The organism is Sutcliffiella halmapala, assembly GCF_002019665.1.
Taxonomy (GTDB): domain Bacteria; phylum Bacillota; class Bacilli; order Bacillales; family Bacillaceae_I; genus Sutcliffiella_A; species Sutcliffiella_A halmapala.
Map to the genome: position 1 here is coordinate 4,413,007 of NZ_KV917375.1, position 14,902 is coordinate 4,427,908.

Sequence of the window (14,902 nt, forward strand, 5' to 3'; positions counted from 1 at the left end):
ATCAACGGAATAAGTTTCTCCTGTGCTTTCTAAACTCTAATTCTTCTTCTGTATATACAATGGTCTGTCTAACAAGTTCTCTGCCATCTAAAGGAATTGAAATATTAAATTCGTATATTCCTCCTTTATTTGCATTCAGTGCTCCAGTAATACCTTGTGCTTTCTCTCTGGAAGATAGAGGCGTTACTTTAACAGAAGAACCTGACTTTTCTAGCAACTCAGGTCCCGCTTCCCCTACAATCGCTTTTCCTTTACCAGTTACATTACCGCCCTTTGCAAGCATAGGGATAGTAGGAATGTTAATACCCTTACCACCAAGTCCTGGTACCCAGTCAGGGAAACTTAGTTTATTTAAACCCTTAATCAATCCATTTACCATAGAGATAACTGCATTTATAGGAGCCTTTGCAGCTAATATTATTCCGTTAAAAATACCTTTAAAAATATCAACTAACCCTTGCCAAGCTTTACTCCAGTTACCAGTAAATACTCCATTAATAAAAGAGATGATTCCATTTAGTACGGGCTTAAGTACTTTTTCCCAAACTTGCCCCATCCCTCTAAAAGCATCTGAAAGCACACTTCCCAACGCGGTAAAAATAACCTTCCAAGCCGGTAGTAATATATTTTGAATGTACCAAACAATAAGTTTAAATAAAGGTTCCAAAATTTCATGATAAACTCGTTTCATAATTCCAAAAGAATCACTCACAATTTTTGAAAGCATCTTAAAAGCTTGGTCAAAAGAAGGCTTTAGAGATTGTACAACTATGCTAATCATTTGATCTATTATTGGTTTGAAGTGTTTGTTCCAAAATGCTTTTATTTCATCACCAAAAAGCACAAACGCCGCTACTATTCCTATTATTGCTGCAACCGCCAGAGCAATTGGAGCAACCAAGGCAATGAAACTAATACCCAGCACTGTGAGTGCTGCCGTGATTTGTCCGAATAATACTATACCTATTCCTAGGGCTAAGAGTATCGGCCCTATCGCAGCTAGTAAAGCAGCTATAACAACAATAATTATTTTTGTACTTTCATCGAGTGCCGCAAATTTACCCACTAGATTCGTAATAGATTCAGCAAACGCTCTTAACGGACCGGTCATAATGTCGGAAAATTGGATAGCTAAACCTTCCAATGCGGATTTAAGCATAACCAACGCTCCTGCGAAATTGTCTAACATAGTGTTAGCCATATTCTCTGCAGTCCCATCAGCATTCTTTAGTTTATCCGTATAATCTTGTAAGGTTTCTGATCCGGATTCTAATAAGATAGCCCAATGTTTGTATGCTTGAGCTCCAAATAAAGTAGATAAAGTTGAGGATTTTTGTTGCTTAGTCATACCTTCAGTGCCTTTTTCTATCTCGGCCATGACTTCAGGTAGGCTTTTCATATTACCTTTAGCGTCAAAAAACTCCATACCTAATCGTTTCATTTCTTTATTCATTGCTTTCGTGGGTTTTGCTAAACGTCCTAATGAAGTGGCGAACGCTTGTCCAGCCATAGATCCTTTAACACCACTGTCTGCTAATTTCATGACCGCCGCTGCAGATTCTTCAAATTGCCAACCCAAAGCATTTGCAACGGGAGCAAGATATGTCATTGCTTCTCCCATTTGTGAGACATTTGTGTTAGCGTTTGCCTGTGCATAAGCAAATACATCGGCTGCATGTCCAGCTTTATCGGCAGAGATACCAAACGCACTCATAACGTCTGATGTAATATCTGCTGCGGTACCAAGATCTAGTGCACCAGCTGCAGCTAGATTTAACATACCTGGCATAGCTGATAAAATGTCGTTTGTTTTCCATCCAGCGAGTGCTAAGTATTCCATACCCTCTGCCGCTTGCGTTGCAGTAAAAGCAGTAGTAGCTCCCAAATCTTGTGCTTGCTTTCGAAGACTATCGAAATTATCTCCAGTCGCACCAGATATCGCCTGCACTTTGGACATTTGTTTGTCGAAATCCATACCTACCTTAACCGCAACACCACCAAGCGCAACTAGAGGGAGTGTTAATCCTGTAGTTAAGTTTTTTCCGGCACTTTTTAATTTATCTCCTACTCGATTTACATCCCCTGTTAGTTTCTTCATCTGTTTATCGTAATCTTTAAGGTTTGCGCCTATTTTTACTATAAGAGCCATTTAAGTACCTCCCTTTGAGGTAAAAAAAAGAGCTGTTAAGCGAAGGTATTTTCGCCGAACAACTCTTCTCGTTCTCCTAATATTTCTATATTTGTTTTATCATTTTTCTCATCAAACAACGGGATGACTTTTGAGTTTTTCTTGCGATTAGCATTAATGATTGCGTTAAATATTACATTTCTCTGCATTTCGTAATTGTTTCTTAAATGCGAATTATATACTTCCATCATCGCACTATATTCTCTATAGGTTAAATTCCCTACTTCCATAGGGGATAGGCCGAAACATATAACTCCCTCAGCTATAATTTCTTCATAAATTAAATCTTTTTTTTATTATGCTGTTGATTAAAATTTTGAGAGGTTTGTTGGACTAACCCCTTACTAATTGCTGCGCCAATCTGTTCCGAGAAATATTCCATCCCTTTATCCTGTATAATTTCCTCCATTATATCCCCTGCTTTTTCCATGGGAACTTGATTACCTCCATGTTTCAATCCCACAAATAACAGTGTTCTAAAAGTAGACATACCTGCACGTTCACCTAGCTGAGTGATAGGAACCCCGAGTATTTCTTCTGCTTCACAATGTGCATTTATTGAAAATCTCAGATTGTACATGTTTTTGTTAGTTTTAATGATCGTTTGACTCATTTAACATTTCATCTCCAGTCATTTTCATAATATAGGCAGTACAAATGACATCCCCTCCTCGTTAAAAGGGGGTGTGTTAGGGTGTTTTAACCAATGGTCCATCACCAGTTAAAGATAAAGAATAAGTAACTAAGTCATCGTAAGGCATATCAATAGGAAAATCGGTTAATATTGCTCTCCCTTGATATTTGGTCCCACTAGGCATAGTAATTCTGACATCTATTTTTTCAGAATTTAACCATTTTTCTTCAAGATCTTCATATACTTCATCAGAAGCAACTAAAACTCCATCCGCATCCATCGACCATTCCTTTAGACCAACTTCATTCTCTTTCCACTCAGAATCCTTTGAAGTTGAATCCATTGTTTCCACTGAACGATTTAAAGTTGCACTTCTTTGACCCGCAAGTATTTTTGAAGTATCATTCGAATCTACAATTTCCAACTTACATTTAATTCCCTTCATTTTCGACATATCATAATCCCTCCAAGTCTACTAATATTTCGTACATGAGCGTTCCGTGGAACAGACCATTTTCTTGCTCTAATACTTCACGGTCTTTTACCTCTTGCGAAATCAAAAAAGCACCCTCTACAGATAACTCCTCTGTCAAAGATGCTTCAACTAAATTCATAATATCGATAGTTTCTTCTTTTCCTTGATAAGTACTCCAAATATCTAAGGTAATCTCAAGTTTCTCACCTTCAGTGGTTTTCGTTTTATTGGCCATAGAATAGATGCGCCCCAGAACAATAAAAGGAAACCCTGTCGATTCAGGTACATAATCAAAAATCCCTGTTACGCGTTTTTGTAAATCTTCATTTTCTTCCAAGCGTTGAAAAATTGCTTCCTGTGCTTTATATAGTGCGGTCACGATCTACCAAACTCCTTACCTTTTGATTATATCTGGATTCATTAGATTTCTCCGCTGGATCCATGAAAGGATTACTAGGCATTTTCCCCCTGTTCGCACCTTTCTTATTACTCCGCCTAACCGTCCCATACTCAACAAGGTGCCTATGAGCTCCTTTCGGCCTACGCGGAGCAACCGTTGCTGATAAACCTTGCTCAAAGTACTTAGGACGGATAGAACGTTTAAGGTCTCCGCTTTTCCCTACCTTTTTGGGCTTGTTTGATACTGGAGCTCTTGCTTTTGCATCTTTTGAGACCGCTTGTGCTGTCTCTTTAACTGTTGCAATTAAATCTTTCTTTAATTGCATATCGAACATATTAATAGCCCTTATTGTAGCTCCTACACCTTCGAAAGTTACAGTAATATTTTTGGACAATTTATCACACCCGTTCTAGACAATATAATTCTAAGAATCTATTACCTTCATCGCGATTAAAGACATACTGAATCTCAAATTTTCTCTCTTGATAAAAAACCATTTGAGACCTTTTTATCCCGCTCCTAAAACGAATGGTTACTTTGTGTGAAACCTCAGCTTCCATCTGCTGAGCTTGCCAAAACTCGCGACCAGAAAGTGTATTAATGTTTGCCCAGGTACTTAAAATAACTTCTTCCTCTGATGGCTTAAATCCACCACCACGGTTACGGATTTGATTATTTTCTTTGATTGTAATTCTCTTGTTTAATTTCCCGCTATTCATTAGCTGTCACCATAACAAAACTCTATTTGAAGGAGAATAGATTCTATCGATTGCGAAATTTTATTAACGGGTCTATCAGAAACAATCCCTCTATTTTCATAGAAATGACTTACTAGTAAACTAACAGCTAGCTTTTCCAACTCTTTCTTATACACAACTTTATAACCTGTTGCATTGAAAATGTATTCTTCAGCTAGAAGGATCAAGGAAGAGATCAAACGATCATCTTCTTCAAAATCCACTCGAATAAAACCTTTTACGTAGTTAAGTAACTCTGATTTATCCAAGTTTTATCATCCTTTTTATTCTTGTTTAGGAAGCTTAGCGAGCACTATTTTAGCTGCATCTTTATCAACTAATCTGCCGTCAAATCGGAAAACACCCTTTACTTCTGTTTTGTCGTGTCTCCAAGCCTCTCCACCAATTTTAGTAGATTCCACACTTAGCTGCTTTCTATCAAACATTGTATACAGAAGTTTCAAATCACCAATAATAAATGGGGTTTTTTCTTCATCTCCATCAGTTACATTTGCTAGGAATTTAGTTGGTACTTTAATCAGTTCCTTATCGAAAAGAGAATAGCCTGACTCTTTGGTTTTATCCTTCTGCAAGAATGGGGTACCGTCCTCTGGATATCGAAGTTTGTCGAAAAAGTCAAATCCAAAAGCATTCGTAAAAATCGCGATATTGTCACTATCTAAATCTTCCAAGTCGACGTTAAGTACTGTTTTAAATTGTTGAGTTTTTTCAAACCAATCTGAGGTGAAATCCATCTCCATTTTCGAATCTTCTAATTCTGGTGATTTCATAATTCCTTGTGCAGATTTAGTCCCCGTTCCGTTAAACACTTGATAGTTGTATGTGTTGAGCTCATTCTTAGCCATCCATTTGATGATGAATCCTAGAATATTCTCTGGTGTATCTTCTAACAATTCATTTGTTAAAGGGATAAATCCAGCATACTTACGAATTACATACTCTAGCTCATCGAATTCTGGTTCGTGTAGCGCTTGTATTGCTGCTCCTTCATCTACAGAAGCAAATCCAACAGCTTTAGGTTGATTAGCTTCAATCGGACGAGATCCTTTATGCGTGCCTACTGTTTCCAAGTTAATGTATTTACGGATATCAAAAGATTTTCTTTGCAGTTCAATAATTCGAGTTTGAACATCTTTTGGTACAATTAAGCCACCTTTTTCAGGAGTTCCTTCTTCCATCAAGTTTTTGAACTCTTCTTCTGAAGCAACACCAACGATAGCTCTTGCAAATACTAACGATAAATCAGAAGCAGCCTTCTTAGCAGCCGGTTCATTAGGTACCGCATTTTTCGTATCTTCATAGATTACTGAAGCTAAATCGAGTTCTTTTTGGAGATTATTAATTTCATCCACAAGCGCTTGTGCCTCATCTATCTTTTTCTCATCAAGCAACTTTTTCGCTTGAACCTTTTTAGTCTTAATCTTGTTTAACAAATCGCGTAATTCTTTTGGCATATTCATTTTCCTCCTAATTTGGCCACAAAAAAAGAAACTAGATAATTGCTAGTTCCAATTCAAGGGCTTTTATTTTATTTATTGTCGCATCACTCTGTATTTTTTCTTTTGGTGTTTTGCTTGATTTAAAATTGATTGGCGTATTCTTATATTCTTTAAAATAGTCAGATGCACAAGCAACTGCTTTATTTTCTTCGCCAACTTCAACCCTAAAGTATTGAGCAGCCTCTGTTCCATTGAGCCATGTTTCTTTTTGTACCAGCTGCCTGACGGTCTCTATATCCACACCATCAATTAAGTTAGCTTCATAGACTTTCATAATTCCTTCCTCGATAGCATCCAAATCATCTGCCATTTTACGCAGATCAAAAGCATTTCCCGCTAATCCTGCCCATGGCTTATGCACCATAAGAAATGCATTAGAAGGAATAATTACTTTATCTGCCGCGAAAGGTATTACGGACGAGATAGAAGCTCCCACTCCGTCGATATAGGCTGTTTTATAGCCATCGTGTCTTTTCAACATATTATAGATAGCAAGTCCAGCAAAAACGCTTCCCCCACCACTATTAATGTAAATGTTAAGGTCCATTCCTTTTACTCCATCAAGAAAATTCCTTATAGACTCAGGGTATTGATCAGTATCATCCCATGCTCCCCACCACGAAGAAACTATGTCTCCGTAAAAGTAAAGATCCGCCGAGTTCTCGGTTTGATTCTTAATCTTCAGCCACTTCATCTTCATTCTCACCACCTTTCGAGTTTGTTTTCACACCGTATTGTTTCCCAACATCCTTAAGTTTGATAAAAGTTCCATTAACTATAAGTTCATCTCCCCCTTCTTTTTGAGGTAAACCAAGCATCCGTCGCGACTCGTTCGGTGATTTGAGACCACTTCCAACAGCTTTCGCCAATCCTTCCATTTGTGTTTTAAAGTCCGCTCGAAGAATAACGTTTGTGTTGTAATTAAGCCGATGTCCTGATTCGATTTCTTCTTCGGATATTAACTTGAAACTTGTCTCTTCCTCATATGGCTTGATGATAGCTAATAAGGTATTGATATAGAAATCATGCTGTTGCATCTCGACATTGGCATAATTACCTTTGTCGTAGTTATTAATCATAGAAGGTTTGATACCGAATGCTCCTGCGATTTGCAATGCTGTGTACTTGCTAATTTCTAAGAACTGCGCATCGGCCATACTGATATTTAGTGGTTGTAGTGAAAACCCGAATGGAAGAGGAATGATTTTTCCAGCATTTTTTGTACCGCTAGCAAAATCCTCTATTCTAGCAGCCATTTTCCTACCTGCTTTTAAATCAAGATCCCCGGTATAATGAACAACCGCTTTACCCATTAATCCGTTTTTATAGTAATTGTTCAGATAAGAACCATTGTGTTGTGCATTTTCAATCGACACTTTTAATATATCTTTGATTGCAAGACCCATAATCCCATCTAAACTTACAGAAGTTTTGAAATGCATAATTTCATCATGTCGAAACTTATACATCTTACTAGATTTAGCATCCGTATATATATACCAGATTGCGTTTTTTGTTTTAAATATACCAGCATTGTCTATCCATACCTGGACTTGCTCTGTTGGTAATATCCAAAGGTCTTTGACTCCATTCAAATCGGAGTTTATATACACATAACTATTACCGTAATGATTTCTATTAATTTCAACCGTTCCCCAGAAAGTACTAGGTGTCATATAAGGATTGGGCCTTATTTTTAACAATTTAATCAACGGATGATTATGCACTTGTCTTGTTCCCATTTCAGTATCTTGATACATTTTAAGTGGTAGTTTAGATACACTTTCAGAAAGTAATCTTAGACAAGTGAAATAAGTTACCTCACTAAGTTTATTGCTTGGAATTTTCGAATCGATTCCCAACAACCTGAGAAATTCAGTTGAATCTAGTGAAACGCTACTTTTAGGACTAAACTTGTTAAAAAAATCTCGTATTTTCAATTTTCCACCTCCTTTATCACCATCCTAATTTCTCCAAATACTCATCCGTAACATATTGGTTAACATCTAACTCTTCTTGTATGGCCATTTTCCACGCATCTATAATTGCATCGACTGGATCAATTCTTTTTTGTTTCAGATCCTTGTCGAGTTTGATTTCTCCAAAAGAATTTGATACTGTTTTTGCATTCGCAACCGACCAAGTTAACAACTCATTCTTTTCATCATATTCAACGTTCCCAGCTTCCACTTCTAATCTGAAATCTACTGTAGCGTCATTTAAGTTGCGCGCTGATTGTACAATCGAAAGTGTATCGCACCCTATGTCTTCGAGGTCATATAAAAAAGCCGAGGCGTTATGAGGGTCATAACATATCAGCTGCAGGTCTAAATCATATTCTTCAATTATTTGTTTTAAGTATGAAATAATGTACTTATAATCGGTCTTAATGCCACCAAGGGTTTCCGTTACTGTTAAAAGTTTTTCTCGTATCCATATGTTATACGGGGCATCATCTGTTTTCATGTGTTCCACTACTCTGTTTTTAGGAATGAATGAGTGCGAGTGTACAAAGTACTTCCTAACTCCATCCACTACATAGGGAAATACCAACGCTAAACTTGTTAAATCTCCCCCGCTTGATAAATCGAGACCAGCATAGCAAATTCTCCCTCTCATATCTTCAAGAGTTCTCTTTGACTTACAAGCCTTCCAATGCTCCATATTCATATATTGATTCTCTGAAAATTGAACCCATATATTTAGACGTTTAGTCATGAAGTCTAGTAGTTCTTCGCCGCCCATTTCCTTAGCTTTTCGAGCAATATCTTCCATCGCTCTTATACCTTCAGGAGTCTTACATGTCAGAGGATTTGCTTTTATCCAGTTAGCAGGATCCCATATATCATCCTCTTTATCTAATTGTGCTATAAATACAAACTGGGTTTCATTCTGAATTACACCTTCTAGCACCTTTATACAGTACTCATATAACTGGCAACACGGACTATTCAAATCAAAGCCTGCTGTTGTAATTACAGAAATCAATGACTCTTTTAATTTCCCTGTACCACCCTCAAGTTGTTTATACATCTGATTAGTTTTATGGGCATGATACTCATCTACAATTCCAAGCAATGGTCGAAAACCATCAATCGATTTACTATCTCGACCTAAAGCCATAATTATGGAATTAGTTATTAAACATTCTATAGTACTGTTGTACTCTTTTATCTTAAATAGCTCGTCCAGGTCCGGATCAGCTCGAATAAACTTAATCATTTCTTTTAAGACTATTTTTGCTTGTTCTTGTTTTGTAGCAGTACAATAAATTTGACCATAATTATAGCCATCGAAATTACCATAGAAAGTTCCTAAGATACCGTTCTTCAATGACTTACCATTCTGACGACCTAATTGAATATAACTATTTCTAAATCGACGATAACCCGTTTCTTTATGGACCCATCCGTGTAAAGAACCCAAAACAAAAGCCTGGAATGGCTCCAGGGCTAATTGTTCTTTCTCATCACCTTCAACTAATTCTAGTGTTTCAGCATAATCAATAATGATATCTGCTTTTTCTTCATCAAACCTATAAACATATGGGGCTACTTTAGAACGTTCTATATCATCAAGGTGACGTTGTGCAGATAATCTTTCGTATTTACCAACTGTTATTCTTCCCTCTACGACATCTAAGGCATATTGGGTTACTCTATGCATGCGCTACTCACCTAGCAAACTTACTAAATTTATTCTTAGGCTTATCATCTTCCTTTTTCGGTATAACTAACTTTAATCGAGAGGTAATTGTCAGCCCAAGATCACTAGCAGCTGCTCGACACTCAGTAAAAAGTAGATTCTTAGACTTCATAAGTTTAGGATAATCTTCGTTAGCAACTACTTTTTTCGCCCCATCTTCAAAAGTCGCGATTTCTGTAGCTTTAATCTTCTTCAAGTCTTTAACAAGACGAATGTACATATCTCTCGAGTCAATGTAACGCGCAAGAGCGTCTACATCTAGATTACTAAATATCTCTAAACGGATTAATTCAGAAGATATTTCTTCAAAGTCTTTTTTTTGTTTAGCAGTTAAGTATGAAGGCGGAACTATCTTGTCTGTAAAACCCTTTACCTTTTCTTCGTGCTCTTGTCTTCTTTTAATTTCTTCCTTGGTTAGATGGTTTGACTTGCCTTTCCCTTGAATGACTGCTAGTGGTTCTTTATTTCTCCCGGCCAACTATAACACCCCCTTCAAAAAAATTTCAAAAACGGATTTTTTGCGCAAAAGACTGGGACAAGCGGTTTGGTGAATTGTGTCAAAAGTTCACACAACTCCCCCCTCCTGTCAGGATGCGACATTTTTCAACAATGCCTGTAGTTCCCTTTCCATCTCCTTCTTATTGCTCGGTCCTTTGTCGTACTCTTTATGAATGAACTTATGACAGTTTGCACACACAGAGATCAAGTTAGTATCTATTAATCCAAGTTTAGGATAGTCCTTTAATTCTTTGATATGGTGTACTATCTGCATAGGTTTGAACTTCTTCTTGCTTAAGCATAGTCTACAAAGACGGTGATCTCTTCCTCTTATTCTTTCACGAACAACTGACCACGCTTTGCTATTGTAGAAAGAAGAGGAGTCCTTATCACGTCTATACTTGTCATATAGCTTGTGACGCTCACCCTTCTTCTCTTCGCACTTTTCACACCTTGCAATACCCATAGAAATCCTTTTGCCACACCTACAAAGTTTTAATAAGGCCATACTTATTTACTTCTCTTGTGAGCAAAATGAGCGATACACAGAATAGGCAGCGTAACAAATAAAGTTAAAAACAATCCTACTTCAATCATAATTGATTTCCTTTACCTTCATCGGCCATTCAGATACTCTGTTAAACGCGTCTGCCATAGCGTAACTTAGCTCTTTAATTTCTTCTCCTTGCTCCGTAGCGATCTTCTTAAGCATTTGTATATCTTCTTCACTTAGATTCTTTTGAACCATCGCTCTCCATCTCCCCCTCGTTAATAACTTCTTCTTTTAAGGTGCGTATTCTGTTTCTGATTTCTTCTCTAAATACCTTTAGCTCTTTCCAAGTAGCATCGTACTCGTCTATACTTCTGGTTGTTCCGATGACTCCTAAGGATTCAAACATCCTCTTTGCTCTTTGTTGCATGGTTCTTATCTTTTCATCAGTAACAAAAGAAGTGTAGTGATGATTGCAATGAGGGCAAACGAAGTAGGTCTCAACGACACCTTTTTTGTGCTGCTTTTCCAAGGGAAATATCTCAAACTCTTCTTCACAATAATCGCAACGGACCATTTGCTTAATCAAACTGATTCCCTTCTGTCACTTTGAAAGTCATCGCCTAACAACAGTACCGCTTCCACTTGCTCAGGAGTTAAATCAAAACAGTATTTTTTGTTTTCTTTGATTATTCTTTCGCGAACATACCAAGCTCTTTCGCTAGGGTTGTGATTGATTGGTTTAAACCGCTTAGGTATCACAGGACCTTCACACCTCGAACACCTTACTCCATCTAATTCAGGTTGTTTATTAAAGACTGTCACTGTTCTGCAATTGTCATCGGTGCATTCATACATTAATTTCAATTTCTTTTCCTCCTTACAAGGATAGTTGTAAACCACATTACGGTAAAAATATGAAAGAACAACCATGTCTTTGAGTTGGTATTTAGAGTATTAACAATTGCTATTATTAAAAGAAAAGTGGGAAGTGATATTTTTAAAGATGAACAAACAATCTCTTTCATTTCTTGTTTCAAATCAATAGGTTTATATTCCATATTCCTTCACTCCCATAAGAAAAAGACACCCCTTAAGAGATGTCTTTTAGTCTTTAATATAGATTTAAACTTTCCTCGATTTCCGCGATTGGAAAATAGCTGCCGACCTCATTTGTTTCCTTTTCAGATATGTCTATACTAATTTCTCCGATTCCCTCAAACTCAACCGTTAATGTTTCCCAACCTTCCAGCGTCAATAAATAATCGGATACCGAACTATATCTAGTTACCGCGAAATCTTTTGGAGCAAATAGATCTTGGTCTTCCAACTTAATAACGGCATTAATTTCACCGTTTTCAAAAGTTAAGTCTTTTAATTCGTCGTCTTCCCCTAAACCTTCAAATGAAATTCCTTCTTTTATCTCTTCGATAGTTAGATCTTCAATATATGATGAATCACTTTCTTCAGCATTATCTTCAGGTTCAGCTTCTTCTTCACCTGGTGCGTTTGTTTCGGGTACTTCTGTTACTTCAATAGCTTCTACCTCTATCTTTTCGTCTTGATCCACGTCGGTATTGCATGCTGCTAAACCTATCACTGTGATTAATGATAAAAACATTAAATAATATTTTTTCATAATTCCATTCCCCCATTTTATGTATACATGTTTGTTATGATTTGCAACCGAAAAGGTTTCAAAGTAAAAATACCCCCGAAAGGATATTTGAATTAACTATTAATCTTCAAAAAGTACGCTTCCTGCATATTCGGAAGTCCGTTAGTCACAAAAAAATATAAGCCTATAAAAGCTGTTGATATTATTATTAGTTGCAGAGCTTTCCATTTTAACTTGAAAATAAAACCACCAATTATCAGCATAAGCAACACAGGTAACCCTATATACATGAAAACAGTTTGAAAAACTGTGAGTGCCATAGCATTCATCATGTTGGAAATATCATTCATAATCTCTTCTGGCATAAAAACAACTCCCTTCTACCCAATTATGAGCAAAAGGAACTACTTACACAACATCTTATCGTTCGTCAATTTATGACAACAATATAATCCTAATCATCGTCTTCTAACAGCTCCGTTTACTCTTTTGTAGGTGTCTCGATTCGTTCCCATAAGCTCTTTAATTTCCCATTCCTTTAACTTAGGCTTCTTAACTTGTTTTTTTATGTTATCTATTTGCTTTGGGGCAAGATGGTCCATTATTTTCATAACATCACCTTCTACGCGCAACAGAAAGAGGTATCTGGACAATTCCAGATACCTCTTTTCTATGCAAGATTTTTATTATCTTTTTTATAAACTATTACCTTACCAGGAAGCCTTTCTGGGTATTTCATTTTATAGTACTTCACTACTCTATTTTGAATCGACCCATCAAATGTAGCTTTCAAATAAGCTGCTGTAGGGTGATCTAAAAGTTGTTGTATCATATATGAACTAGTATTCGATAACCTTGCTATATCATTTTTTGTTAGGTCAGGAAAATATTTAACAATATACTTTATTATCCCATAGTCATCTGGTCCTAATGCTCTGTGATTTATAACTTTTTTTTCTTTTCTCTCCTCTTCACTTGGAAAAGAGAGATAGTCCAAGATAATGGAATTGTTATACAAATATCTTTTTATAAGAAGATTTCCCTGTTTTTGAATTTTTCTAGCACCCATCATAGAAATTTGATGTTCTTTCGCTATTTCTTCGAGGCTCTTTTCGGTCAAGAGGTAGTCAGTTACCATATTTATTTTGTTGGATGGCCACTCAAATAAAGACTCTCTGATCCATTTTTGGATATCACATTCGTTAAGATGCATAGCGTTACCTTGAATAACATCTTCTAAAGTACCGCCATCGTTATCACCATAAATTGTTAGTGGACTCTGTAGACTGATTTCTGAATTCGCCTTGTTCTTTTTTACGTATTGATGAAGAATAGCCTTTCTTATATACGAATAGGCTATAGATTCTATTTCGATGTTTGGGTTAGTCTCGAAATAAACAATTGCTTTTGCTAACCCAAGAAAACCACCGCCTTGTATATTATCAAAATCTTTATCCAAGAAGTGGTATCTATGCGCTACTCTTTTGACCATATCCCTATACTTCAATACAAGATTGGTTTTTTCATCTTCACTTAATCTCTGGGCTTCATTCATTTTAACCCACCATTTTTTCCTCGTTTAAAATTCTTATAGCCATCTGCTGCTTTATTTTTCCGTTCTTGATTTAAGTATTCTCCCTTTTTTAGTATCGGAGTAGTTGCTGCTTCTTTAGGAGACCAGCCCATTCGAATTCTACCCTTATAAGTAGTTGGTTTGATTCCGTTTTGAATAGCTAAATCAAACCACACTTTGTCCTCTCCTCTATAACCACTTGAATCGACTAGTTCCGCTGTAGCAGCTTCTATTAGAGACCAACCTCTTTTCGCTCGATGTCTGTATGTGCAGGTAGATATTCCGTTCTCTTTTGCGATTTTAAGATAATAAAAATAATCCTCTGACCTTTCAAACGACGAACCTTTTGTCGGTACGGTAATCGCTTCTTGGACAGACCATCCATAATTGTAAACGCGCGCTCTTACTGTTCGCTCCTTAATTCCGTTTTTTAAAGCTTCCTCTATATGAAGAAGAGTAAGCTTAAACATATTTGAAGGATCCTTATAGATGCGTTTATTTGTAATCTCTCTGTATTCAGATTGAGCTTTGTTACCTAAGTCAGATACTTCTTTTCTTGACATTATGGGAGTAATGGCAGCTTCTTCTGGAGACCAAAATAAATTATCTACCCTATCATAAAACACAGAATTACTTACTCCATTTTTATTAGCTACCTTTCGCCAATCATTATCATGCCGCTTTTGAAATGGTTGTTTAGTTGCAGCTTTCCTCGGGCCCCAGCCATATCTTAGTCTACTTTTAAATGTTCTCACGTTTATTTTGTTCTTTTTAGCCATCTCCAAGTATTTTTCCACTAAGACCACCCCTCTTTTAAACAAAAAAGCACTTATCGGACTCTATTACGAGTCAATAAGTGCTTGCATTTTTATTTTTTGTAAGACCTTTTGAGGATTCGAACCTCATTGAGAAAATTCCACAATGCAACCATACAAGGTCATAAAATCAGTTTTTCTACTCATTAGCATACCAACTAAACTAGCGGAAAAGACGTCAAAAGCACTCCACAGAATGGTCGGAAATCTTAAAAATCACGGCGGTTGGAAATTCCGTTTGTTAAAGTT

At 36.7% G+C, this 14,902-nt stretch carries 22 protein-coding genes; all 22 read right to left on the bottom strand.

Annotated features, from left to right (window positions below):
* Position 1: 1 nt before the first annotated feature.
* The 22 genes from BK580_RS21605 to BK580_RS21710 all read right to left on the bottom strand — a co-directional run bounded on the left by BK580_RS21605 (position 2) and on the right by BK580_RS21710 (position 14,635).
* Positions 2-2,149, bottom strand: a complete 2,148-nt coding sequence (locus BK580_RS21605) for a phage tail tape measure protein (protein WP_078382331.1) — start codon at positions 2,147-2,149, stop codon at positions 2-4.
* Between the two features lie 35 nt (positions 2,150-2,184).
* Positions 2,185-2,379: a hypothetical protein gene (locus BK580_RS21610; protein ID WP_139364949.1), complete on the bottom strand. Its 195-nt coding sequence runs from the start codon at positions 2,377-2,379 to the stop codon at positions 2,185-2,187.
* Between the two features lie 89 nt (positions 2,380-2,468).
* Positions 2,469-2,801 (bottom strand): hypothetical protein, encoded by a 333-nt coding sequence (locus BK580_RS21615; protein ID WP_078382333.1) that lies wholly within the window; start codon positions 2,799-2,801, stop codon positions 2,469-2,471.
* A gap of 76 nt (positions 2,802-2,877) precedes the next feature.
* Positions 2,878-3,276 carry a phage tail tube protein gene (locus BK580_RS21620; RefSeq protein WP_078382334.1) on the bottom strand — a complete coding sequence of 133 codons (399 nt, stop codon included), beginning with the start codon at positions 3,274-3,276 and terminating at the stop codon, positions 2,878-2,880.
* Between the two features lies 1 nt (position 3,277).
* Positions 3,278-3,676 carry a DUF3168 domain-containing protein gene (locus tag BK580_RS21625; RefSeq protein WP_169865207.1) on the bottom strand — a complete coding sequence of 133 codons (399 nt, stop codon included), beginning with the start codon at positions 3,674-3,676 and terminating at the stop codon, positions 3,278-3,280.
* Entirely contained in the window at positions 3,660-4,091 is a 432-nt protein-coding gene (locus tag BK580_RS21630; RefSeq protein WP_078382336.1) for an HK97-gp10 family putative phage morphogenesis protein, read from the bottom strand. The genes BK580_RS21625 and BK580_RS21630 overlap by 17 nt, the downstream gene beginning before the upstream one ends.
* A gap of 4 nt (positions 4,092-4,095) precedes the next feature.
* Positions 4,096-4,416: a phage head closure protein gene (locus BK580_RS21635; protein WP_078382337.1), complete on the bottom strand. Its 321-nt coding sequence runs from the start codon at positions 4,414-4,416 to the stop codon at positions 4,096-4,098.
* Positions 4,416-4,703: a head-tail connector protein gene (locus tag BK580_RS21640; RefSeq protein ID WP_078382338.1), complete on the bottom strand. Its 288-nt coding sequence runs from the start codon at positions 4,701-4,703 to the stop codon at positions 4,416-4,418. The genes BK580_RS21635 and BK580_RS21640 overlap by 1 nt, the downstream gene beginning before the upstream one ends.
* 15 nt (positions 4,704-4,718) lie before the next feature.
* Entirely contained in the window at positions 4,719-5,909 is a 1,191-nt protein-coding gene (locus BK580_RS21645; RefSeq protein WP_078382339.1) for a phage major capsid protein, read from the bottom strand.
* 37 nt (positions 5,910-5,946) lie between these two features.
* Positions 5,947-6,648 (bottom strand): head maturation protease, ClpP-related, encoded by a 702-nt coding sequence (locus tag BK580_RS21650; protein WP_078382868.1) that lies wholly within the window; start codon positions 6,646-6,648, stop codon positions 5,947-5,949.
* A complete protein-coding gene (locus BK580_RS21655) occupies positions 6,629-7,888 on the bottom strand; it encodes a phage portal protein (RefSeq protein WP_078382867.1) in 1,260 nt (419 codons plus the stop codon). The genes BK580_RS21650 and BK580_RS21655 overlap by 20 nt, the downstream gene beginning before the upstream one ends.
* A gap of 22 nt (positions 7,889-7,910) precedes the next feature.
* Positions 7,911-9,620, bottom strand: a complete 1,710-nt coding sequence (locus tag BK580_RS21660) for a terminase large subunit (protein ID WP_078382340.1) — start codon at positions 9,618-9,620, stop codon at positions 7,911-7,913.
* Between the two features lie 7 nt (positions 9,621-9,627).
* A complete protein-coding gene (locus BK580_RS21665) occupies positions 9,628-10,137 on the bottom strand; it encodes a phage terminase small subunit P27 family (protein WP_078382341.1) in 510 nt (169 codons plus the stop codon).
* 108 nt (positions 10,138-10,245) lie between these two features.
* Positions 10,246-10,665 carry an HNH endonuclease gene (locus tag BK580_RS24080; protein WP_078382342.1) on the bottom strand — a complete coding sequence of 140 codons (420 nt, stop codon included), beginning with the start codon at positions 10,663-10,665 and terminating at the stop codon, positions 10,246-10,248.
* An 81-nt stretch (positions 10,666-10,746) separates the two neighbouring features.
* Positions 10,747-10,905, bottom strand: coding sequence for a hypothetical protein (locus BK580_RS23795; protein WP_169865212.1), 159 nt, complete (start codon positions 10,903-10,905; stop codon positions 10,747-10,749).
* Positions 10,883-11,236, bottom strand: a complete 354-nt coding sequence (locus tag BK580_RS21675; RefSeq protein ID WP_078382343.1) for a hypothetical protein — start codon at positions 11,234-11,236, stop codon at positions 10,883-10,885. The genes BK580_RS23795 and BK580_RS21675 overlap by 23 nt, the downstream gene beginning before the upstream one ends.
* On the bottom strand, positions 11,233-11,514 hold the full coding sequence (locus tag BK580_RS21680) for a hypothetical protein (protein ID WP_078382344.1): 282 nt from the start codon (positions 11,512-11,514) through the stop codon (positions 11,233-11,235). The genes BK580_RS21675 and BK580_RS21680 overlap by 4 nt, the downstream gene beginning before the upstream one ends.
* 247 nt (positions 11,515-11,761) lie before the next feature.
* Positions 11,762-12,286 carry a hypothetical protein gene (locus BK580_RS21690; RefSeq protein ID WP_078382346.1) on the bottom strand — a complete coding sequence of 175 codons (525 nt, stop codon included), beginning with the start codon at positions 12,284-12,286 and terminating at the stop codon, positions 11,762-11,764.
* 92 nt (positions 12,287-12,378) lie between these two features.
* Positions 12,379-12,630: a hypothetical protein gene (locus BK580_RS21695; RefSeq protein WP_078382347.1), complete on the bottom strand. Its 252-nt coding sequence runs from the start codon at positions 12,628-12,630 to the stop codon at positions 12,379-12,381.
* A gap of 93 nt (positions 12,631-12,723) precedes the next feature.
* Positions 12,724-12,876 carry a hypothetical protein gene (locus BK580_RS23800; protein WP_169865215.1) on the bottom strand — a complete coding sequence of 51 codons (153 nt, stop codon included), beginning with the start codon at positions 12,874-12,876 and terminating at the stop codon, positions 12,724-12,726.
* A 59-nt stretch (positions 12,877-12,935) separates the two neighbouring features.
* A complete protein-coding gene (locus BK580_RS21705; protein ID WP_078382349.1) occupies positions 12,936-13,820 on the bottom strand; it encodes a hypothetical protein in 885 nt (294 codons plus the stop codon).
* Positions 13,817-14,635 carry a hypothetical protein gene (locus BK580_RS21710; RefSeq protein ID WP_078382350.1) on the bottom strand — a complete coding sequence of 273 codons (819 nt, stop codon included), beginning with the start codon at positions 14,633-14,635 and terminating at the stop codon, positions 13,817-13,819. Before BK580_RS21710 ends, BK580_RS21705 begins: the two co-directional genes overlap by 4 nt.
* Positions 14,636-14,902: the final 267 nt, after the last annotated feature.

Bases quoted from the DNA above. Each gene is read 5' to 3' on its own strand.
- BK580_RS21605 (WP_078382331.1), bottom strand. From the start codon at position 2,149: ATGGCTCTTATAGTAAAAATAGGCGCAAACCTTAAAGATTACGATAAA.
- BK580_RS21610 (WP_139364949.1), bottom strand. From the start codon at position 2,379: ATGATGGAAGTATATAATTCGCATTTAAGAAACAATTACGAAATGCAG.
- BK580_RS21615 (WP_078382333.1), bottom strand. From the start codon at position 2,801: ATGAGTCAAACGATCATTAAAACTAACAAAAACATGTACAATCTGAGA.
- BK580_RS21620 (WP_078382334.1), bottom strand. From the start codon at position 3,276: ATGTCGAAAATGAAGGGAATTAAATGTAAGTTGGAAATTGTAGATTCG.
- BK580_RS21635 (WP_078382337.1), bottom strand. From the start codon at position 4,416: ATGAATAGCGGGAAATTAAACAAGAGAATTACAATCAAAGAAAATAAT.
- BK580_RS21645 (WP_078382339.1), bottom strand. From the start codon at position 5,909: ATGCCAAAAGAATTACGCGATTTGTTAAACAAGATTAAGACTAAAAAG.
- BK580_RS21650 (WP_078382868.1), bottom strand. From the start codon at position 6,648: ATGAAGTGGCTGAAGATTAAGAATCAAACCGAGAACTCGGCGGATCTT.
- BK580_RS21660 (WP_078382340.1), bottom strand. From the start codon at position 9,620: ATGCATAGAGTAACCCAATATGCCTTAGATGTCGTAGAGGGAAGAATA.
- BK580_RS24080 (WP_078382342.1), bottom strand. From the start codon at position 10,665: ATGGCCTTATTAAAACTTTGTAGGTGTGGCAAAAGGATTTCTATGGGT.
- BK580_RS23795 (WP_169865212.1), bottom strand. From the start codon at position 10,905: ATGGTTCAAAAGAATCTAAGTGAAGAAGATATACAAATGCTTAAGAAG.
- BK580_RS21690 (WP_078382346.1), bottom strand. From the start codon at position 12,286: ATGAAAAAATATTATTTAATGTTTTTATCATTAATCACAGTGATAGGT.
- BK580_RS21695 (WP_078382347.1), bottom strand. From the start codon at position 12,630: ATGCCAGAAGAGATTATGAATGATATTTCCAACATGATGAATGCTATG.
- BK580_RS23800 (WP_169865215.1), bottom strand. From the start codon at position 12,876: ATGAAAATAATGGACCATCTTGCCCCAAAGCAAATAGATAACATAAAA.
- BK580_RS21705 (WP_078382349.1), bottom strand. From the start codon at position 13,820: ATGAATGAAGCCCAGAGATTAAGTGAAGATGAAAAAACCAATCTTGTA.